We start from the raw sequence: 18,797 nt of genomic DNA, 5'->3' as shown, positions 1-18,797 counted from the left end.
GGGTGCTGGCCTGGCTGGCGCCCGTCCCAGATGCCTGCGCTGGCATGGCCCGCTCCCCTAACACACGCCCGGACGGCGGCCCATGGCTCACGTCCGGTGGCCCGGCCGCGGGCTCATCGCCGCTGGCCTCGCCACTGGAACAGGGCGGCGGCGCCCGCGGCGAGCACGCTGATGAGGAAGAGCAGCGCGTCCCAGACCGGCCACGCGATGCCGATGGCGCGCTGCAGGAACACGGCCTCGACGAGCCGCACGAGCAGCGACGCGGACCCGTAGGCCACGAGGGCGAGCACGACGGGCGTCGTGAGCCGCGGCGCGAGCGCGCTCATCCGGGCGTCGTCCCGCCAGACGCGGCGAAAGATATAGAAGCCGCCGAGCAGCCCGACGCCGAACAGGGCGCACAGGATCCCGAGCGTGAGCAAGGTGGCTCCCTGGCCCGACATCGCGGCGGCGTCGCCGCGCGCCGCGCGCGCGAAGCCGGCGAGGCAGCTGACGAGGCCCGCGCCGAGCCACCCGAGGCCGAGGCTCACCACGAGGAAGACCATCTGCCGCGTCAGGTACGCCTCGGACGACGCGGAGCCGGGCAGGCCGAACGCGTGCGAGAGCGCGTAAGGCCGCCCGAGCACGACGGACGCGCGCGCGAGCGACGCCCGAGCGCTGGGCGGCCCGGGCGCGGCCGCTTCCTCGTAGGGCGCGAGCTCGCCGGCGAGCTCGCCCATCGAGGCGTGGCGGCCCTCTCGCTGCTTCGCCATGGCGCGCTGGACGATGACCTCCAGGCCCGGCGGGATCTCCGGGTTCAGCGATCGCGGCGGCGGCGGCTCCTCCGTCATGACGGCGAGGAGCACCGCCGTCGGGTCGCTGCGCTCGAAGGGGCGCTGCCCCGTGAGCGCGTGGTAGAGGACCGCCCCCACGGAGTAGATGTCGGCTCGAGGGTCGATATCTTCCCCCTTCGCCTGCTCCGGGGCCATGTACGCCGGCGTTCCGAGCACCATGCCCGTCCTCGTGAGCGTGGACGGCGCGGAGGTCTTCGAGATGCCGAAATCGAGGACCTTCACGGTCGGGCACGCAGGGTCGCCCGTGAGGAAGATGTTCTCCGGCTTGATGTCCCGGTGCACGATGCCCGCGGCGTGCGCGGCCGCGATGCCTTCGCATACCTCGCGCGCGATCCGCACCGCGGCGCCGGCCGGCAGCCGCCCTCCCGACCCTGCGAGGAGCTCGTCGAGGCCCTTGCCCTCCAGGTACTCGGCGATGATGCACGGCCGGCCGTCGCTCAGCCGGTTCACGTCGAAGATCTCGACGACGTGCGGGCTCCGGATCGACGCCGCGGCCTCGGCCTCGCGCTGGAACCGCGCGAGGACGGTGGGCTGCTGGGCGAGCTCGGGGTGGAGCGTCTTCAGCGCGAACCGCTTGCCGGGGATGCGGGTGTGGTGCGTCTCGTAGACGCGGCCCATGCCGCCTTCGCCGAGCATGCGGATGACGTGGTACGCGCCCGCCACCGTGGTGCCGACGAGCGGGTCCGCCTCCGCCGGCTGCCCGCCGGCCGCGCTGTCCGGGGGGCCCGCCGCGCTCCCCGCAGGAGGAGCGGGTGGACGGACCGTGTCGGCGGTCGCGTCGTGCGCCGCCGCCGCTGCCAGCCCCTTGGGGAGGGCAGCGGGGCGGACCGTCTCGGCGGCCAGCTCGTGCGCCGCCGCGCCCGCCGCGGGCGGAGGGGGAGGCGGAGGGCGAACCGTCTCCGCTGTCGTGGAGGTGGCGGCAGCGGCGGCGGCCGCGGCCTGCGCTCCGCGCACGGCGGCAAGCGCGGCCTGCCGCTCCGTGTCGCTCATGACGCGGGTGGGTCCGTCGCCCTCCTCGGCTCCCGTGGAGGGCGCGCGGGACGATGGCACGGCAGGAGTGCCCGAGCGACCGGGCGAAAAGCTCGAATCCGACACGCTCAGGGCCTCGCTCCCATGGATCCGGGTCGACCCTCACCAGAGGTGGGGATCGACGATTCGTCGCCAACGCGCGGGCGAACACCGCGAGGCGACGCTACCACGGATCGCGGCGCGCGAGGGCGCCGACCTGCGGAACCGTGAGCGGCTCGTGATTTCGAGGTGTTCGCGCGGCCGGACTGGCAAGTGTCGCGCGGTGCGTAACGGCTGGTCGCCCCGTCAGCTCGCGGGCTGCTCGGCCTGGACGGGCTTCTGCTTGGCAGCCTTGCGCTGCTCCGCATCGAGCAGGCCGATCCGCGCCTTCTGGCAGCGCTTCAGGCGCTTCTTCTTGAGCGGGGTGGCGAGCCATTCGTGACGCAGACGGACATTCCACTTCGGAGTATTGGCCATGATCGTAGGACTTTCTCTGCGAGGGCGGCGGAGACTACACAAACGTGCCGGGGCGTCAAGCTGCCAGTGGGGTCGCCCGCTTCGTATTTTTCGCTCTCGTCTTGCTGTCGCGTGGTCGCGTGGTCGTGTGCGGCGCCGTGTGCGCTGCGTTCTGTCCCTATCGTCCCTGCGTTTGTGGCGCTGGCCCGCTGGCACTTACCACAGTGCTGGCGGGGTGGTCCTGGCAATCGCGGAGCGCTCGGCGATCCGCTGCTGGAGGCGGCGCCAGAGCGCGCGTGCAGCGGGCGCGGGGACGGCAGGGAACGCGCGCACGGCGTGGAGCATGGTTGTGGCGCTCGTGTGGAGGGGGCGCTCCGACGCGGTGAGGGCGCACAGGGCGCTGCGGCGCTCGGCCGACTGACGCGCGACCGCGGCGCGGAAGTCCTCGCGGGCGAGGCGCAGGCGGGAGCGGACCGTGTTCTCGTTGAGCGAAAGCTCGCCGGCGATGTCGGCCACCGCGACGCCGAGGAGATCGTACATGACGAGGATCACGCGCCGCTCGGGCGCGACCTTCAGCAGCAGCGCCGTCACGATCTCGGCGCGGTCCGCGCTCGCGAGCGACTGCTCCGGCGTAGGCGCCGGGGCGCGCTCGTCGAACGGCCAGGACACGCCGGCCCCGGAGGGGATCTCGCGGCGTCGGTGAGCGCGCGCGTGGTAGTGGCTCGTCTTTCTCCATGCGATGCCGAACAGCCACCGATGCAGCGCCGCCTCGGGCGTGATGCGAAGGGGCGGCGGCCCTGACGCGGAGAGCTCGCCCGCAGGGGCCGCGTGGAAACGCCATGGCTCGTACTTGGCCAGGCCCCGATAGGCCGCGAGGAAGACCTCCTGGAGCATGTCGTCCAGATCGTTCACCGAGACGCCCAGCCAGCGGAGCGCGTGATGAAGGAACGGCAAGCCCACGGCATAGACCGTCTCGAACGACGGGCGCGCCGGCGCGGACGGCGGCGCGGACGGCGAGGAACGCGGCGGCGTCATCCGGAGCCTCGCGGCGCCGGGAGCTCCGCGCCGGCGCAGGTGGGGTAGGGGCGCGGCGCAGGCCGGCCGGCCGGCAGATCGGACGCCGGCGGCGGCCGGAGCCAGCGCTCGACCGGCTCGAGCTCGACCAGCATGTCCAGGGAGGTCCGGAGAGAGAGGCGGAAGTCGTCGTCCTCGGCGGCTCGAGCGCTGTGGAACGCGACATAGAACAGCACGGTGCCCAGCTGCATCGCCCGCGGATCTCCCCGGCGTTGCAGGAAGCGATCGGCGAGATCGCACAGGGCGTGAAACAGGCGGCCTCCCGGGCGACAGCTCTCGGGACCGCACACATCGAGGGTGGCGCACCGGCGGGCGCGCCGGGCTGCTTTGTGCATGGAAGGCGCGCGCGTCTTCGTCACGCGCGCCTTCGGACTGCTCCGATCCGGCATGATTCGGTCCCCCGTAAGGTTGAGATCGCGAGGGATGCCACGTGCATCCACCGCATGAATTACGGAGACCGCCTGGGGATGATTTCGTCCTGTGCCCTCTCGCCTGCGCGCCGGTGGATGTGCGGCGGCGCCGGGGCCGGCGGGTGTCGGCCCCGTGAGATCGTCAATCCGGCACGGGCGTGAGCTGCACCTGGAGGTGGATCGGCGGGGCGCCGCTCCTGGCCTCGACCAGGCGGTCCCAGGCGAAGTAGCCGGCCTTCTCCACGGTGATCCGGTGCGCGCCGGGCGGCAGCGCGACGCCGTGGGCGGCGACGTAGGCGAGCGCGCCGATGTACTGGTCGTCGATGGTGACCGACGCGTCGGGCACGTTCCCCTTCACCCGCAGCGAGACCGTCGCCGGAGTCCGAGCGACGCACGCCGACAGCCCGAGCATCAGGAGCGCCGCCGTGGCGCGCGTCCGCTTCGCGCTCGCGCTGGCCATCGTCACTCCCACTCGATCGTCGAGGGCGGCTTCGAGGACACGTCGAGCACCACGCGGTTCACGCCGCGCACCTCGTTGATGATGCGCGAGCTCACCCGGGCGATGAGGTCGTAGGGCAGCCGCGCCCAGTCGGCCGTCATGCCGTCGGTCGAGTGCACGGCGCGGAGCGCGATCGCCTCGTCGTAGGTGCGCTCGTCGCCCATCACGCCCACGGAGCGCACCGGGAGGAGCACGCAGAAGCTCTGCCAGAGCGACTCGTAGAGCCCGGCGGCGCGGATCTCCTGGTCGAAGATGGCGTCGGCCGCTTTGAGCACGCGCAGCTTCTCCGGCGTCACCTCGCCGAGGCAGCGCACGGCGAGCCCCGGGCCGGGGAACGGCTGGCGGTACAGGATGTCCCGCGGCATGCCCATCGCCTCGCCGGCGGCCCGCACCTCGTCCTTGAAGAGCTCCCGCAGGGGCTCGATCAGGCCGAGGTTCATCCGCTCGGGCAGGCCGCCGACGTTGTGGTGGCTCTTGATGACGGCGCTCGGACCCTTGAACGAGACGCTCTCGATCACGTCGGGGTAGAGCGTTCCCTGCACGAGCCACTTCGCGCCCTGGACCCGCTTCGCCTCCTCCTCGAACACCTCGATGAACAGGCGGCCGATCACCTTGCGCTTCTGCTCCGGATCCACGACGCCGCGCAGCCCCTCGAGGAACCGCGCCGACGCGTCGACGGCGTCGAGGTTCATGTGGAAGTGGCCGCGGAAGGTCCGCTCGACGCTCTCCGCCTCGCCCTCGCGCAGCAGGCCGTTGTCGACGAAGATGCACGTCAGCCGGTCGCCCAGGGCGCGCTGACAGAGCACGGCGGCGACCGAGGAGTCGACCCCGCCCGAGAGGCCCAGGATGACGCGGTCGCTCGGCCCGGCCTTCTCGCGGACCGCGGCGATCGCCTCCTCCACGAACGACGCGGGCGTCCAGGTCGGCGACAGGCCGGCGACGTCGAACAGGAAGGACTGGAGGATCTCCTTGCCGCGCGGCGTGTGGACGACCTCGGGGTGGAACTGGAGGCCGTAGAGCTTGTCGCGCTCGCGGGCGACGGCGCAGAGCGGGCTGCCGGTCGTGGTGCCGAGCGACACGAACCCCTCCGGCATCGCGGTGAGCCGATCGCCGTGGCTCATCCAGACGTCGAGGGAGTCGCCCTCGGCGAAGCGCGAGAAGATGCCCGTCGGGCGCTCGACGCGCACCGCCGCGGGGCCGTACTCGCCCCCCGTGTGCGCGCGCTCGACCTTGCCGCCGAGGTGATACGCCATGAGCTGGAGCCCGTAGCAGATGCCCAGCGTCGGGACGCCGAGCTCCAGCACCTCCCGGGAACAGCGGGGAGCGTTGTCTCCGTACACGCTGGCGGGGCCGCCCGAGAGGATGAGCGCCCGCGGGGCGAGCCGGCGCAGCTCGGCGATGGGCACGTCGAAGCGGTGGATCTCGCAGTAGACGCCAGACTCGCGCACGCGCCGGGCGATGAGCTGCGTGTACTGAGAGCCGAAATCGAGGATGACGACGAAGTCCCGCCGGGGTGAGAGCATGGCTGCCGCTAGCATGGCGGGGCTGGATCCGCCAGAGTCGCGCGGCCGAGGCGCTCGCCGCACGCCCGCTCGCGGCGCCCTGCGCTACGGCTGCGTGGGCGGCGGCGGCGTGGTGGGCGGCGGCTGCGTGGACGCGGGCGGCGCGCCCGGCGACGGGGCGAGCAGCGGCGCGCCCGGCGTCGCATCCGGCTCGTCGGGCGGCGCGGCGGGCGCGTCGCCGACGCCGCCGTCATACGCGCGCGGGCGCTCGTACTCGGGCGGCGGACCGGGAGGGAGCGGCTTCGGCGCGGCGGAGGAGCACGCCGCGGCGAGGTGCGCGGCGAGGATCGCGGCGAGCGCGGCGATCGGCGATGCGTGGCGGGCGCGTGTCATAGCTCCACTCCGCTCCCCCCGCTGTTCGCGGGAGGAGCACGATACGGTGGTATTTCGGGAGGGCCGGCCGGATCGGGAGGCACCTGGAGCCCCTCCGGATCGGCGAAAGGCGAGGAGGGGACGGAGGGGGCCGCCGGCGGCGCGTCGAGCGGCGCCCCCAGCGCGCCCGGCGCCGCGAGGGGGATGCCCGTGCTCGCCGTGGCGGGCGCGTCTGCGCCTGCGTCCGAGCCGCGGCACGCCGGCGCGATCACGGCGACGAGCGCCCCCGCGAGGAGCGCCGCGCCGCGCCGCGCGCTGCCTGCCCGCGGCGCGCGGCCGGCGTCTCGGGATCCGGGTGCGAAGGACGCCTGGCTCGAGCTTCGGAGATCGCCGGACACGGCGGGTACGCTAGCATGGACGCGCAGGAGAACGGTTGGCCCGCGCAGGGAGGCGAGCTAGGTTCCCGCTGTGGAACAGAGCAACATCGATCTAGAGGGCACGCTTCGCGCGCTCTGCCAGCGCGCCCGGACGGCTGCCCGGGCCCTCGCCCCGCTGGACCGGGCCCAGAAGGACCGCGCGCTGCGCGCGATCGCCGAGCGGCTGCGCGCCGAGGCCGGCGAGGGCAAGCGCTCCCCGGTGCTGGCCGCGAACGCCGAGGACGTGGCCGCGGCGCGCGCCGCCGGCGTCTCCGAGGCGCTCGTCGACCGGCTCGTGCTCGACGAGGCGCGGCTCGCGGCGATCGCCGGCGCGGTGCTCGAGGTCGCCTCCGCCAGCGATCCGGTCGGGCAGGTCGTCGGGATGGAGCGGCGGCCGAACGGGCTGCTCGTCGGGCAGGTGCGCGTCCCGCTCGGCGTGATCGCGATGATCTACGAGTCGCGCCCCAACGTGACGGTCGACGCCGCCGTGCTCTGCCTGAAGAGCGGCAACGCCGCGGTCCTCCGCGGCGGCAAGGAGGCGGCTCGCTCGAACGCGGCCCTCGGCGAGCTGATCTCGGACGCGCTGCGCTCGGTCGGCCTGCCGGCCGACGCCGTGCAGATGGTCCCCTCGCTCGACCGCGAGGCCACGCGGATCCTGCTCGGCCTGACCGGCATGATCGATCTGGCCATCCCGCGCGGCGGCGAGGGGCTCATCCGGTTCGTGGCCGAGAACGCGCGCGTCCCCGTGATCCAGCACTACAAGGGCGTGAACCACCTCTTCGCCGACGCCGGCTGCGACGTCGAGATGGCCTACCGCCTCGTCGAGAACGGCAAGCTCCAGCGCCCCGGCGTCTGCAACGCGCTGGAGTGCCTGCTCGTCCACGAGGGCGTCGCGGCGCCGCTGCTCGGGCGCGTGGCCGCACTCTCGGAGCGCGGGCTCGAGCTGCGCGGCGACGCCGCCACCTGCGCGCTCGTGCCGTCGGCGCGCAAGGCCGCGGAGGACGACTACGGGCGGGAGTTCCTCGCGCCCATCCTCGCGGTGCGGGTGGTGAGGTCGCTCGACGAGGCGATCGAGCACATCGGCCGCTACGGCTCGATGCACACCGAGGTCATCTGCACGCCCCGCTACGATCACGCGCAGCGGTTCCTGCGCGAGGTCGACGCGAGCTGCGTGCTCGTGAACGCGTCGTCCCGGTTCAACGATGGCGGCGAGCTCGGCCTCGGGGCGGAGATCGGCATCTCCACGACGAAGCTCCACGCCTACGGCCCGATGGGGCTCGCGAGCCTGACGACGCTCAAGTGGATCGCGTACGGCGAGGGCCAGACCCGCTGACGCGGGCGAGACGAGGGGCGCCGGTCATCGACCGGGCGCAAGAAAGCGAGAGAACGTTGGCGAGCAAGAAGGACGCAGGCGAGGGGAGCAGCAAGCCGCGGGCGAAGTCGGGGTCGAAGGCGGGCGAGGGCGCGGAGCCCCGCGCGCCGGCGCGGAAGAAGGCGACCACCGCCAAGGCGGGCGCGGCCGGCCGGGCGTCGTCCGCGGCCAAGCCGAAGCGGCCGGCGTCTCCCCGGATCCGCGCCTCCCACGCGGGCGTCGGCGAGGCCGGCGCGAAGAAGAAGGTGGTCCGCGCGCGCCGCGCGGGCGGCGAGGCGGAGCCGCTGGAGCGCGCGGAGCGGCCGATCCCCGCGGATCGGCCGGCTTCGAGGGCGCGGCGTCCGGCGCGCGACGACGGCGACGCGCCGGCCCCGCGGGTCGCGCGCGGCGGCGGCGAGGGCGGCGCGAAGGCGGTGCTGCCGCTCGCGGGGCGGTCGCCCGCGCGCGCCAAGTCGCCGCTCACCGGCCCGAAGCGCGCCGGCTCGCGCAGGAGCACGCCGCCGCCCGTCCCCGAGCCGTCGGCACCCGCGCGCGAGCTCGCGCTGACGCTGGCCGCGGCGGGGCTCGACAAGAAGGCGATCGGCGTCGAGATCCTGGAGGTCGTGGGGCGCGTCGACTACGCGGACTACCTCGTGATCATGACCGGCCGCTCCGACCGGCACGTCCACGCGATCGCGACGGGGCTGGAGGAGGCGGTGCGCAAGCAGAAGCTCGCGCCGCTCTCGATGGAGGGCCTCGCCGCGGCGACCTGGGTGCTCATCGATTTCGGCGACGTGGTGGTGCACGTGTTCCAGGAGGAGACGCGCCGCCTCTACGACATCGAGGGGCTCTGGATCGACGCGGGGCGCGTCCCGGTCCCGGAGGAGACCCTGCCGCCGGGGGCGCAGCCCGCCCCGCGGTTCGATCCGAGCTGAGCGCGCCGTGCGACTCGTCGTCGCCGCCGTCGGGCGCGTGAAGGACAAGCCGCTGCGCGCGGCGATGGACGAGTACCTCGGCCGCATCCGCCGCTACGTGGCGTGCGACGAGATCGAGATCCAGGACGGCCCGCCGGCGAAGGTCGGGCCGTTGCTCGCGCGCGCGTCGGCGGGGGCGAGCGTCATCGCCATGGAGGTGGGCGGCAAGGCGCTCGGCAGCGAGGCGTTCGCGGCCGGCGTCGAGCGCTGGGGCTCGCGCGGCAAGGGCGTTGTCGCGTTCCTGATCGGGGGCGCGGACGGGCTGCCGCCCGACGTGTCCGCAGCGGCGGACGACCGGTGGAGCCTTTCGCCGCTCACGTTCCCGCACCGCCTCGCGCGGCTCGTGCTGATCGAGCAGCTCTACCGCGCGATGACCCTGCTGCGCGGCGAGCCCTACGCTCACTGAGGCGGCCGCGCCGGCCCCTGCGGCCGCCGCTCGACGCGGCGGCCGATGCCCGACGCTGCGGTCGATGCCCAGAGCGGCGGCCACCGCTCGCGGCGGCGGCCGCCGCGCCGGTCACTCCTTGGGCCAGTCGGGGCACGCGAGCTCCATCGGTCCATTGAACCAGCTCGCATAGGCCGCCTCGCCGGCCCTGTTGTACCTGCCGAGGTTCCGCTCGAAGTACTCGCCCCAGTGGGGCTTCCGGCCATCGGCGTCGGTGAACCCGTACTCCCTCGCGAGATCCCACGAGCTGAACACGCGGCCGGACTTCGCCGCGACGCGCGGATCGGCGGCGAGCGCCGCGACGGCGCGGCCCACGTAGAACGGCGTCTCCGATTCGATGAAGTGCGGCTCCTTCTCGGCGGCGTCTCGCCAGTTCGCCTCCGTGACGCCGAAGTGGTCGAGCATGGCCTCCGAGCGCAGGAAGCCGGGCGTCACCGCGAGCGCCGTCACGGCGGGGTGGCGGCGCAGCTCCCAGGCCATGGCGAAGGCCAGGCGGATGACCGACATCTTCGCCAGATCGTAGAAGAGGTTGCCGCGGTAACCGAAGTGGTCGCCGTCGGTGATCTCGACGATGAGGCCGCGATCGCGCTCGAGCATGAGCGGCACCGCGTGGCGGCTCGTGATGATGTGCGAGGTGACGGCCCGCTCGAGCAGGATCCTCCCGCTGGGCAGGGAGAGCTTCCAGAACGGCTGGCCGAACTCGGTGAGCTCATCGCCGCCCCACACGTCGTTGACCAGGACGTCGAGCCTCCCTTGCTCCTGCCGGATCCGGGCGCAGAGCGCCTCGACCTGCTCCTCGACGGTGTGGTCGACCTGCGCGGCGACGCCGCGCCCTCCCGCCGCGGCCACGAGCTCGGCGGTCTCTTCGATGGTCTCGGGGCGCTGGCCGGTGGCGGGCCGGCCGCGGACGCTGCGCCCTGTGCAATAGACCGTGGCGCCGGCCTCGCCGAGCGAGCGTGCGATGGCGCGCCCCGCGCCGCGCGTGGCTCCGGCGACGAGCGCGACCTGTCCTTCGAGCGGTCTCATACGATGTCTCCTCCTTGGCGACCGGCGTCGTCGCGGACGCGCGCGGGCTCCTGCGGCGCGCGCGCCCTTGCATTCCGGCCTGTTCCGGTCGTCCTGCGACGCTACGGGACAATTCCTGACGTCTCCTGTCATGAATTGCGCGTAGCCTCTCGGGCGGGTCATTTCGGGGTCGGGAGCCACGGACGGTCATGCGCGCGGATCGGCTGCTCAGCTTGATGTTGCTCTTGCAGCGGGCGAAGAGCCGGCAGCTGACGGCCGAGGACCTGGCGCGCCGCCTGGAGGTCTCGGCGCGGACGATCTACAGGGACCTCGACGCGCTGTCGTCCGCGGGCGTGCCCGTCTATGCGCAGCGCGGCCCGAGCGGCGGGATCGCGCTGGCGGAGGGGTGGCAGACGACGCTGACCGGGCTGACGCAGCCCGAGGTGCAGGCGCTCGCCGCGGTCGCCGCGCCCGGAGCGCTGGCCGACATCGGGCTCTCGGCGGCGCTGGAGCGCGGGCTGATCAAGCTGTCGGCGGCGCTGCCGGCCGTGCACAGGTCGCTGGCCGAGCACGCGCGGCAGCGGCTCCACGTGGACGCGTCGGGGTGGTTCCAGGGCAGGGAGGTGGTGCCGCACCTCGACGTCCTGCGGGAGGGGGTCTGGCAGGATCGCAAGGTGTGGCTCGCGTACCGGGATTTCGACGGCGAGGCGAGCGAGCGGGTGGTGGAGCCGTACGGGCTCGTGATCAAGGCCGACCGCTGGTACCTCGTCGCCGGCACCGAGCGGGGGCCGAGCATCTTCCGGGGAGCGCGGGTGGCGGGGGCGCGGCTCCTCGAAGCCGCGTTTGCGCGGCCGGAGGGGTTCGACCTGGCGGCGTGCTGGAAGGCCTTGAGCGGGCGGTTCGCGGAGCGCAGGGCGAGCTACGTGGTGACGTTGCGCGTGACCGGGGAGGGGGAAGAGGCGCTCCGGCGGGTCCGGCCCGGCGGCGAGCACGAGCGGTGGGGGCGCGGGAAGCGCGGGCGCGACGGGACGAGCGCCGTGACGGTCGACTTCGAGCGGGAGTCGATCGCGATCTCGCAGATCGTCGGGCTGGGCAGGGGCGTCGAGGTGGTCGAGCCGGCGGCGCTGCGGGCGCGGCTCGGGGAGATCGCGAAGGATCTACGAGCGGTCTACGGGGCGCGCGACGCGGCGGCGCCTCGACGCGCGGGCAGGAAGAGGTGAGCCGACGCCGGAGAGATAGCGAACGTGCCCAGGCTCATTCCGCGCGGGGACACGAATACCCGATCTCCCAGTCGCATGCATGTCAAGTCGTGAAGAAGACGATTCGGTGGTGCGGACACAGGATGCCGACACCTGGCAGCTCGTTCATCGTTGAATTGTTTTCAATTGTTTGCATGAGCACGATGGGAAGGGCGTAATCTGGCGCCGCGAGGCGAACGGCTATCGGCTCCCCACGGACGCAGAGTGGGAGTACGCCGCGTGGGGTGTCGATGGACGCCTCTATCCCTGGGGTGATGAGCCGCCGCTCGACCAGCTCGCGCCGCCGGGGCGGTGACGGGCGGCGAGGCGCCGGCGGGGGCGCATCGGGCCGGTTGCCGTCCGCGCCGATGGGCCGCACCGGTGAGGAGCTGTGCGAGGGCGATCGAGCGAGCGGGAGAGAGACTGCAGAGTCCCGGGGGTAGTACTTAAGACCCCTCGACCAGATCTCGCAGCTGAGCCAGCTCCTGATCCACCCATTCTCTCTGCTCGTCGAAAGCCGCGTCGGAGCACCCCAGCGGCTTCTGTAGGGTGAAGAGGAGCAGGCTCCCGGGGCCGTGCCGCACGATGCGCATGGGCATCCGCAGCTCTCCGCTGCCTGGATCCACGCAGTGCCAGACCACGCCCGCGGACGGGTCTGCCTCGTAGCGGAAGCGCACGTCTCCCTGGGGGGAGCTCACGATCCAGCGCGCCCCCTCTTGTCGCAATCCCTGGCAGAAGCGCGTGCTCCAGCGGGGCAGGAGGCGGATGTCCGCGGCCAGACGGAACGCCGTGTCCAGGGGAGCGCGGGTCAGGGAGAGGGCTGTATACCGCGTGTCCCCGGGCTCGTGGCCCGGAAAGTAGCTCACCTCCAGGCGCTCCAGCAGCGCACGCATGCGCGGAAACAAGGCGGCTCCGTGAGGCGAGCTGCAGTGGGCGGCCAGCGCCTCCCCGTCTTGATAGCGGTCCAGGACCACATAGCGCCCCGGCGCGCCGTCCCTGAACAGGTCGTAGCTGAGCGTGCCTGGCTCGTGGGCCCGGACCGCAGCCGCGTGGGTCCTGAAGATCGCCTCGAACTCCGCCTCGGAACCCGCCCTGGCCTGCGCGCGCTTGATGCCACCGATCATGAGTCCTCCTTCCGACCTCGCGGAAGCTACGCGCCGGCGGGGGCGGCCGACTTGGAGGATCTTGCGATCGGTCGGTGGCTGTCCTCGGAGGCGCCGGACGGCCGACGACGATGACGCTTCGCGTCAGCCAATCCGCGCCGGCTTCGGCGCCTAGCGCGAGGATGCGCCCGCCGGGCAGCGCGAACGCGGCGGCATCCGTGATCGCCGCACCGCGATCAGCGTAGACCTGCCGATCCGGCGAGCGCCGTCTTCGCGAGCTCCTCCCTGGGGCCCTGCATCCCGTTTGCTCGACTCGACGGGTCGCTGCGGCTCAGCTGCCGGGCGGGCCGCCGCCGAAGCCGGGCGGGCCACCGCCGAAGCCGGGCGGGCCACCTCCGGCGCCGGGCGGGGCCGGGCCGTCGGCGTCGCCACAGAGCGTCTCCTCCAGCGACGAGCGGATCACGAGCACCTTCCACGCGAGCAGCGCGCCGTCGGGCTGGAGTGCGGTCGAGAGCAGGGCCCCGTCACCCGCGTAGATGGAATCTGCCGAGTTGCTCGTGTCCGGCTGCCCGAACTCCTTGTAGTCCGCGTGCTCGGCGAAGAGCTGCGCGGTCAGATCCTCGGGGAAGAAGAGCTGGGACGTGACGTACTCCTGACCTCCGACGCGCAGGGTGAAGTGGATGTGGACGGCGCGCCCCTGGTACCACCCCGGATAGCAGGTGTCGAAGTCGACCCGGCCGTCGGCGCCGGTCGTCTGCACGCCGCGGAAGTAACGGTGCGACTCGGCGTCGGCGTCATCGGACGTGCACATGTCCACGGCGTCATTGCCAGAGTACAGGCCTGCATTGCGGGTGTGCCAGATATCGACGGAAGCGCCCTCGACAGGCTCGCAGGACTCGTCGACGACGAGGAGCGCCAGCCGGACGGGCAGGCCCGGGTACCCCTCGCTGATGTCCCTTCGCTCGATCGTCTCCGCATAACACGGTCCGAGCATGAGCGCGCAGGTCATGGCGCATGTGGCGCGGACATCGTCCTTGAAGGGATCGGGGTAATCGCCGGACATCGACGCCGTGCCGCCGCTGGCCCAGCCGCCGGCGCTCGCGGCGCCCCCCGTACCCCCAGCGCCGCCGGCGCCTCCTGCGCCGTCGCTGCCGGCGCTCGCGCTCGTATCGTCGCAGCTGGCGAGGCCAGCGAGGGGCACCGCCGACAAGGCGAGGCCGAGGCCATGAAGAACATCGCGCCGCGTGACGGCACGTGGCGCTTTTCTCTGCTTCATCTCGTCACTCATCTCTTCCTCCTGGAACATCCAACGTCCCGTGGCAGTCAGCGCCGCCGCTGGGAGAACAACGCCTGGTGGCCCCTGGCCGCCCGGCGCGCGTCACTCCGCGGTGGCGCCCGCCTCGATCCAGGCGCGGATCGTCTGGATCTCCTCGTCCGTGGGCTTCACGCCGGCGGGGGGCATCGCCGTGCCGCACTCGGTGCATTCGATGTCGCTAAAGTCTCCAGTCAGCTTGCGGAACAACCAGCTCGTACTGGGGGAGCCCGGATCGACCAGCGGCAGTTCGACCTCGGTGGCCGTCACTCCGACCAGGGCTTCGCGCACCTTGGAGGGGGCGACATCGCTGAGCACCAGCCCCTGGGAAGCAGCCACAGCGCCGTGGCAGCCGGTGCAGTATGCATTCAGGATGGGCGCCACCCTCTCCGCGAACACGCCCGTTTCCGTGGTCGTCGGGCCGCTGGACGGCGGCGCCGCGTGGCCGAGCGCATGCATCTCGTCGCACTGGGCGATCATCTCGGCCTTGTAACTCGCGTCGTCCTCTCCGATGCCCTTCGCGACCCGATAGCGCTCCCACATGTCGTCGATCCAGCCATGCAGCCGCCAGAAGGACACCAGGACGACATTGACGTCGTTGTTGACCAGGTTGTACGGCGAGCCTGGCACGGCCCACTGCGAGTGCAGCCCGCCGTGGATGCTGCCCGGAGGACGGCCGGAATCGTCCGTTCCGCCACCGCTCCCACCCGTTCCGCCACCACCTCCACTCGTTCCGTCGCTGCCGCCCGCTCCGCCACTCCCACCCGTTCCATCGTCGCTCCCGCCCGGTCCGCCGCCAAAGCCGGGAGGACCCCCCGGCGGAAACCCGCCCGGACCCCCCGGCGGGAACCCGCCGTCTCCCAGCTGGATCCATTTTCCGAAGTCGTCCTCGCTCTCGAACAGATCGAGGTTGTTCTCGATGTCCTGCAGGAGCGCGATCGCTGCCAGCTGGTCCTCGCTCCAGCGGATGTCGACCCACGGCAGCGGGTTCTCGGGATCGTCCTGGGTCAGCGGCACCTCCTTGAAGCCGCTGATGAGGGCGGCGTGCTTGGGGAACGCTTCCTTGAATCCACGGATCATGTGGCGATGCATCACGAGGAACGCATAGCCGTCGCCGGGCTCGCCTTCCTGGATCTCGGCGCGCCACAAGCCACGCGCTTCCATGACCTCGGCGCCCTCGCAAACGCCTCCTCCTGAGGGGCTCTGCAGACAGCCCAGATCCCAGCGCCGGATGTTGTGCCAGTCGCCGTGCTCCTGAACCCAGTTCTGCTCCTCGAGCCAGTCGACCATCTCCTGAGGCAACTGCAGGTCGTACTGGTCGTCCGAGGGATCGTCCGGGTCGCCCTCGTTCGTGGTGATCCGGATGGGCTCCCCGGTCATCGTCGCGTCGCGCGGATCTGGATCGTAGGGTGTGCCGCATAGGGCATGCTCTCCGGCGTGCGTGCCCGTGTCGGCCTGCGCGTCATCGGTCGTCTTCGTGCACGACGTCGGGACGAGGACGAGCAAGAGCGCGATGGGCGAGAGCCCTCTGGCGCCCCTGCTGCCCCGGCCCGAAGAGGCGGAGTCCGTTCCCATGTTGCTCACCATGAGTCGCTCCGAGCGGCCGAGAGGCGCGGCCTGGGCTAGAAGCCCTGCCGCCCATCGCAGAAATCGAGCGTGAACCATGTCAGTTCTCCTTGGCGCCTTCTTTGCGCGGCCGGCGACGCCGGTGATCGAGAGGAGGAAGGCCGCTCTCCTCACGAAGGCGTTCCACGTCCGCCCGGCCCGCCCGCGATGATGGCCGCCCGCCATGTGGGCGTCGTTGCTGGACTGTGTCGGAGTGTTTCAGGCGGGCCCGCCCCGCCCCGCCCGGGGCTATCTTCGGATCTCGAATGGATACCCTGGAGCCTCCGATCCGCGCCCTCCTCGTCGAGGACGACGAGCGCCTCGCCCGATTCACCCGCGAGTACCTGGAGGAGCACGGCGTCGCCATCACCCACGCCGCCGACGGCGAGGCCGGCCTGCGCGAGGGCCGGCGCGGCGGCCACGACGTGATCATCCTCGACCTCCTGCTCCCGCGCCGGAGCGGCCTCGAGGTCTGCCAGGCCCTGCGCGAGGGCTCCGACGTGCCGGTCCTCATGGTGACAGCCCGGGCCGAAGAGGCCGATCGCGTCCTCGGCCTGGAGATGGGCGCGGACGATTACCTCATCAAGCCTTTCTCCTCGCGCGAGCTGCTCGCGCGTATCCGCGCCATGGTCCGCCGCGCCCGCGGCCAGGTCACCTCGGGGCCGCGGGTGCTGCGCGTGGGCCCTCTGGTGCTCCACTCCGGCAGCTTGCGTGCCACCCTGGGCGGCCGGGAGCTCGCGCTCACCGCCTACGAATTCACGCTGCTCCGCGTGCTGGCCGAGCGCCGGGGGCGGGTGCTCACCCGCGAGCAGCTGCTCGATCTGGCCAAGGGCGCCGCGGAGGAGGCCTTCGATCGCTCCATCGATGTCCGCATCTCGCGCCTCCGGCAGAAGCTCGAGACTGACCCGAAGCGACCGCGGCTGCTCAAGACCGTGCGGGGCGCCGGCTACGTGCTCGCCGACGACGAGGTGGACCCGTGAGCCGCATCGGCCGCGCGCTGCGCCGCTTTCTGGTCCGGGTCTATCTCCACGGTCTGCTCCTCATCCTCCTCGCCGGCGCCTCGGTCTTCCTGGTGCTGGAGCTGATGGCGCGCCCCGCGATGGACCAGCGGCTTTACGGGATGGTCACCTGGGTGGTGGACCAGGCGGCCCTCTCCGCCGGCGATCCGGCGCGCCTCGAGCGCGAGATCGCCGCCGTCCGGGACCGCCTGGACATCCAGCTGTCCCTCTACGACACGCGCGGCGCGCTGATCGCGACCAACGTCCACCCCCCGTTGCCACCGCTCCCCGCCGAGGAGGCGGCGCGCCTCGAGCCCGGCGTCACCTTGCCTATCGAGCCCCTGCACAGGCACGCTGTCGCCTTCGTCGTCGGCGGCCGCCACGTCGGCCACGCGATCACCGGAGACGTCATGCCCGCCCCGAGCCCCACGCCCGCGGTGGTCGCCTTCCTCGCCGTCCTGCTGGTGTTCGCGGTCGGATCCATCCCGCTCGCGCGATCCGTGGCGCGTCCTATCGAGCGCCTGCGCGCGGTGACCCAGGCCTTCGGCGCGGGCCGGCTCGAGGAGCGCTCGGCCATCGCGCGGCAGGACGAGATCGGCGATCTCGCCCGCTCCTTCGACGAGATGGCCGATCGCCTGGTCGTCCTGCGCCGCGCCGAGAAGGAGCTGCTCGCCAACGTCTCTCACGAGCTCCGCACGCCCCTCTCGCGGATCCGGGTGGCGCTGGATCTCGCGAGCGAGGGCGATCCCGAGCGCGTCCGCGGCTACCTCGGCGAGATCGCGGAGGATCTGGGCGAGCTCGAGCGGCTGGTCGGAGACGTGCTCACCGCCGCGCGGCTGGATCTCGCGATCGCTCCGGGCGGCCTCCCGCGCCTCGAGCGCGCGCCGATGGATCTCGGCGCGCTCGTCGAGGGCGCGGCGACCCGCTTTCGCACGCGCTCCCCCGAGCGACAGCTCGCCCTCGTGGTGGATCTCGACAGGCCCGCGTCGCTCACGGCCGATCGATCCCTGCTGCGGCGGGCGATCGACAACCTCCTCGACAACGCGCAGAAGTACTCGGATCCCGACGCGCCCGTGCGCCTTTGCGCCCGTGTTGAGAGCGGCGCCGCGGTGATCGAGGTGGAGGATCGCGGCGCCGGCATTCCCGAGGAGGATCTGCCCAACCTCTTCCGCCCCTTTTTCCGGGGCGACCGGAGCCGCACCCGCGCGACCGGCGGCGTCGGCCTCGGCCTGGTGCTGGCGCGCCGGATCGTGGAGGCGCACGGCGGCCGGCTGGAGATCGAGAGCCGGGTGGGCGAGGGGACGACGGCGCGGATCGCGCTGCCGGCGGAGGCGGGGGAGGGGGCGTGAGTCCCGCGAGCGCGGCGGGGAGCCTCGGTGCTCGTGCAACGCTCGCGGCCGCACGCCCGCTACCGCATGCCCGCTGCATCCATGTTAAGCAACGGTTAACGGGCGTCTCCGCCCGGCGCGCGAATGTTACGCTGCGGTGACGATGGCAGTTGAGAGGTGCGCAGCGTCGATCGTGTACATCGAGGACGACGAGAAGCTCGCGCGGCTCACGGCGCGGTACCTCGAATCGCACAACATGCGCGTCACGGTCGCGGTCGAGGCCCGCGAGGGCATCGCCTGCGTCCTGCGCGAGCGCCCCGACGTCATCCTCCTCGATCTCATGCTCCCCGAGATCGACGGCTTCGAGGTCTGCCAGAAGCTCCGCGCCCGCGTCGATACGCCGATCATCATGGTCACGGCGCGCGGCGAGGAGACGGATCGCGTGCTGGGCCTCGAAGGAGGCGCGGACGACTACATCGGCAAGCCGTTCTCGGCGCGGGAACTGCTGGCGCGCATCCGGGCGCAGGCGCGGCGCGCCCGCGGCCTCGCGGGCCCCACCTCGGAGCGCCGCCTCGTCACCGGCTCGCTCACCATCGATCCGGCCGCGCGGCGGGCGATCTTCGACGGCGCCGAGCTGTCGCTCACGACATACGAGTTCGATCTGCTCTACACGCTGGCCGGGCGCGCAGGGCGCGTGCTCACGCGCGAGCAGCTCGTCGATCTCGTGCGGGGCAGCGCCGACGAGGCGTTCGATCGGTCGATCGACGTGCACATCTCCCACTTGCGCAGGAAGCTCGGCGACGATCCGAGGAGCCCCCGGATCCTCAAGACCGTCCGCGGCATCGGCTACGTCTTCGCCGACGACGCGTGA

Annotated in this window: 19 protein-coding genes; 8 read left to right on the top strand and 11 right to left on the bottom strand. The window is 72.6% G+C overall.

Features of this window, described 5'->3' with window-relative positions:
- Positions 1-113 precede the first annotated feature (113 nt).
- From WMF19_RS21220 to WMF19_RS21190, 7 genes are all read right to left on the bottom strand, one after another.
- Positions 114-1,820: a serine/threonine-protein kinase gene (locus WMF19_RS21220; RefSeq protein ID WP_437330389.1), complete on the bottom strand. Its 1,707-nt coding sequence runs from the start codon at positions 1,818-1,820 to the stop codon at positions 114-116.
- Positions 1,821-2,144: 324 nt separating this feature from the next.
- Positions 2,145-2,315: a hypothetical protein gene (locus WMF19_RS21215; RefSeq protein ID WP_437593914.1), complete on the bottom strand. Its 171-nt coding sequence runs from the start codon at positions 2,313-2,315 to the stop codon at positions 2,145-2,147.
- Between the two features lie 195 nt (positions 2,316-2,510).
- Positions 2,511-3,329, bottom strand: coding sequence for an RNA polymerase sigma factor (locus WMF19_RS21210; RefSeq protein WP_437900757.1), 819 nt, complete (start codon positions 3,327-3,329; stop codon positions 2,511-2,513).
- Positions 3,326-3,703: a hypothetical protein gene (locus WMF19_RS21205; protein ID WP_437330387.1), complete on the bottom strand. Its 378-nt coding sequence runs from the start codon at positions 3,701-3,703 to the stop codon at positions 3,326-3,328. Before WMF19_RS21205 ends, WMF19_RS21210 begins: the two co-directional genes overlap by 4 nt.
- A 217-nt stretch (positions 3,704-3,920) precedes the next feature.
- Entirely contained in the window at positions 3,921-4,238 is a 318-nt protein-coding gene (locus WMF19_RS21200; protein WP_272100034.1) for a PEGA domain-containing protein, read from the bottom strand.
- A 2-nt stretch (positions 4,239-4,240) separates the two neighbouring features.
- Entirely contained in the window at positions 4,241-5,815 is a 1,575-nt protein-coding gene (gene guaA, locus WMF19_RS21195) for a glutamine-hydrolyzing GMP synthase (RefSeq protein ID WP_272099353.1), read from the bottom strand.
- A 69-nt stretch (positions 5,816-5,884) separates the two neighbouring features.
- The gene (locus WMF19_RS21190; protein WP_437330385.1) at positions 5,885-6,172 is read right to left on the bottom strand and encodes a hypothetical protein; all 288 of its coding nucleotides are present in this window, start codon (positions 6,170-6,172) and stop codon (positions 5,885-5,887) included.
- 447 nt (positions 6,173-6,619) lie between these two features.
- Here WMF19_RS21190 and WMF19_RS21185 point away from each other — a divergent pair, with 447 nt between their 5' ends.
- The 3 genes from WMF19_RS21185 to WMF19_RS21175 are packed head-to-tail and all read left to right on the top strand — an operon-like array spanning position 6,620 to position 9,298.
- On the top strand, positions 6,620-7,900 hold the full coding sequence (locus WMF19_RS21185; RefSeq protein ID WP_437900755.1) for a glutamate-5-semialdehyde dehydrogenase: 1,281 nt from the start codon (positions 6,620-6,622) through the stop codon (positions 7,898-7,900).
- A 56-nt stretch (positions 7,901-7,956) separates the two neighbouring features.
- Positions 7,957-8,853 carry a ribosome silencing factor gene (gene rsfS, locus WMF19_RS21180; RefSeq protein ID WP_437900754.1) on the top strand — a complete coding sequence of 299 codons (897 nt, stop codon included), beginning with the start codon at positions 7,957-7,959 and terminating at the stop codon, positions 8,851-8,853.
- A gap of 7 nt (positions 8,854-8,860) precedes the next feature.
- The gene (locus WMF19_RS21175) at positions 8,861-9,298 is read left to right on the top strand and encodes a 23S rRNA (pseudouridine(1915)-N(3))-methyltransferase RlmH (RefSeq protein ID WP_012236304.1); all 438 of its coding nucleotides are present in this window, start codon (positions 8,861-8,863) and stop codon (positions 9,296-9,298) included.
- 111 nt (positions 9,299-9,409) lie between these two features.
- Here WMF19_RS21175 and WMF19_RS21170 read toward each other — a convergent pair whose 3' ends face one another.
- Positions 9,410-10,363: an SDR family oxidoreductase gene (locus WMF19_RS21170; protein ID WP_437900753.1), complete on the bottom strand. Its 954-nt coding sequence runs from the start codon at positions 10,361-10,363 to the stop codon at positions 9,410-9,412.
- 188 nt (positions 10,364-10,551) lie between these two features.
- Here WMF19_RS21170 and WMF19_RS21165 point away from each other — a divergent pair, with 188 nt between their 5' ends.
- Positions 10,552-11,562: a helix-turn-helix transcriptional regulator gene (locus WMF19_RS21165; RefSeq protein ID WP_437900752.1), complete on the top strand. Its 1,011-nt coding sequence runs from the start codon at positions 10,552-10,554 to the stop codon at positions 11,560-11,562.
- Between the two features lie 169 nt (positions 11,563-11,731).
- Entirely contained in the window at positions 11,732-11,896 is a 165-nt protein-coding gene (locus tag WMF19_RS21160) for an SUMF1/EgtB/PvdO family nonheme iron enzyme (protein ID WP_437900750.1), read from the top strand.
- Between the two features lie 130 nt (positions 11,897-12,026).
- Here WMF19_RS21160 and WMF19_RS21155 read toward each other — a convergent pair whose 3' ends face one another.
- The 3 genes from WMF19_RS21155 to WMF19_RS21145 all read right to left on the bottom strand — a co-directional run bounded on the left by WMF19_RS21155 (position 12,027) and on the right by WMF19_RS21145 (position 15,570).
- Positions 12,027-12,704, bottom strand: coding sequence for a putative quinol monooxygenase (locus tag WMF19_RS21155; protein ID WP_437900749.1), 678 nt, complete (start codon positions 12,702-12,704; stop codon positions 12,027-12,029).
- 310 nt (positions 12,705-13,014) lie between these two features.
- Positions 13,015-13,959 carry a protocatechuate 3,4-dioxygenase gene (locus WMF19_RS21150; protein WP_437900748.1) on the bottom strand — a complete coding sequence of 315 codons (945 nt, stop codon included), beginning with the start codon at positions 13,957-13,959 and terminating at the stop codon, positions 13,015-13,017.
- A gap of 102 nt (positions 13,960-14,061) precedes the next feature.
- Positions 14,062-15,570, bottom strand: a complete 1,509-nt coding sequence (locus WMF19_RS21145) for a hypothetical protein (protein WP_437900747.1) — start codon at positions 15,568-15,570, stop codon at positions 14,062-14,064.
- A gap of 296 nt (positions 15,571-15,866) precedes the next feature.
- Between WMF19_RS21145 and WMF19_RS21140 the strand changes: the two genes are divergently transcribed.
- From WMF19_RS21140 to WMF19_RS21130, 3 genes are all read left to right on the top strand, one after another.
- Positions 15,867-16,580, top strand: a complete 714-nt coding sequence (locus WMF19_RS21140; protein ID WP_437900746.1) for a response regulator transcription factor — start codon at positions 15,867-15,869, stop codon at positions 16,578-16,580.
- Positions 16,577-17,947, top strand: coding sequence for a sensor histidine kinase (locus WMF19_RS21135; RefSeq protein ID WP_437900745.1), 1,371 nt, complete (start codon positions 16,577-16,579; stop codon positions 17,945-17,947). The genes WMF19_RS21140 and WMF19_RS21135 overlap by 4 nt, the downstream gene beginning before the upstream one ends.
- A gap of 142 nt (positions 17,948-18,089) precedes the next feature.
- Positions 18,090-18,797, top strand: coding sequence for a response regulator transcription factor (locus WMF19_RS21130; protein WP_437593895.1), 708 nt, complete (start codon positions 18,090-18,092; stop codon positions 18,795-18,797).

The sequence above is a fragment of the Sorangium sp. So ce124 genome (genome assembly GCF_051525235.1).
Taxonomy (GTDB): Bacteria; Myxococcota_A; Polyangia; order Polyangiales; family Polyangiaceae; genus Sorangium; species Sorangium atrum.
The sequence above is the reverse complement of the archived record's forward strand: the minus strand, read 5'-3'. Positions and strand labels throughout refer to the sequence as shown.

Bases quoted from the DNA above. Each gene is read 5' to 3' on its own strand.
- WMF19_RS21200 (WP_272100034.1), bottom strand. From the start codon at position 4,238: ATGGCCAGCGCGAGCGCGAAGCGGACGCGCGCCACGGCGGCGCTCCTG.
- WMF19_RS21130 (WP_437593895.1), top strand. From the start codon at position 18,090: ATGGCAGTTGAGAGGTGCGCAGCGTCGATCGTGTACATCGAGGACGAC.
- guaA (WP_272099353.1), bottom strand. From the start codon at position 5,815: ATGCTAGCGGCAGCCATGCTCTCACCCCGGCGGGACTTCGTCGTCATC.
- WMF19_RS21155 (WP_437900749.1), bottom strand. From the start codon at position 12,704: ATGATCGGTGGCATCAAGCGCGCGCAGGCCAGGGCGGGTTCCGAGGCG.
- WMF19_RS21215 (WP_437593914.1), bottom strand. From the start codon at position 2,315: ATGGCCAATACTCCGAAGTGGAATGTCCGTCTGCGTCACGAATGGCTC.
- WMF19_RS21165 (WP_437900752.1), top strand. From the start codon at position 10,552: ATGCGCGCGGATCGGCTGCTCAGCTTGATGTTGCTCTTGCAGCGGGCG.
- WMF19_RS21150 (WP_437900748.1), bottom strand. From the start codon at position 13,959: ATGAAGCAGAGAAAAGCGCCACGTGCCGTCACGCGGCGCGATGTTCTT.
- WMF19_RS21145 (WP_437900747.1), bottom strand. From the start codon at position 15,570: ATGGGAACGGACTCCGCCTCTTCGGGCCGGGGCAGCAGGGGCGCCAGA.
- WMF19_RS21210 (WP_437900757.1), bottom strand. From the start codon at position 3,329: ATGACGCCGCCGCGTTCCTCGCCGTCCGCGCCGCCGTCCGCGCCGGCG.
- WMF19_RS21190 (WP_437330385.1), bottom strand. From the start codon at position 6,172: ATGACACGCGCCCGCCACGCATCGCCGATCGCCGCGCTCGCCGCGATC.
- WMF19_RS21205 (WP_437330387.1), bottom strand. From the start codon at position 3,703: ATGCACAAAGCAGCCCGGCGCGCCCGCCGGTGCGCCACCCTCGATGTG.
- WMF19_RS21140 (WP_437900746.1), top strand. From the start codon at position 15,867: ATGGATACCCTGGAGCCTCCGATCCGCGCCCTCCTCGTCGAGGACGAC.
- WMF19_RS21170 (WP_437900753.1), bottom strand. From the start codon at position 10,363: ATGAGACCGCTCGAAGGACAGGTCGCGCTCGTCGCCGGAGCCACGCGC.
- WMF19_RS21220 (WP_437330389.1), bottom strand. From the start codon at position 1,820: ATGAGCGACACGGAGCGGCAGGCCGCGCTTGCCGCCGTGCGCGGAGCG.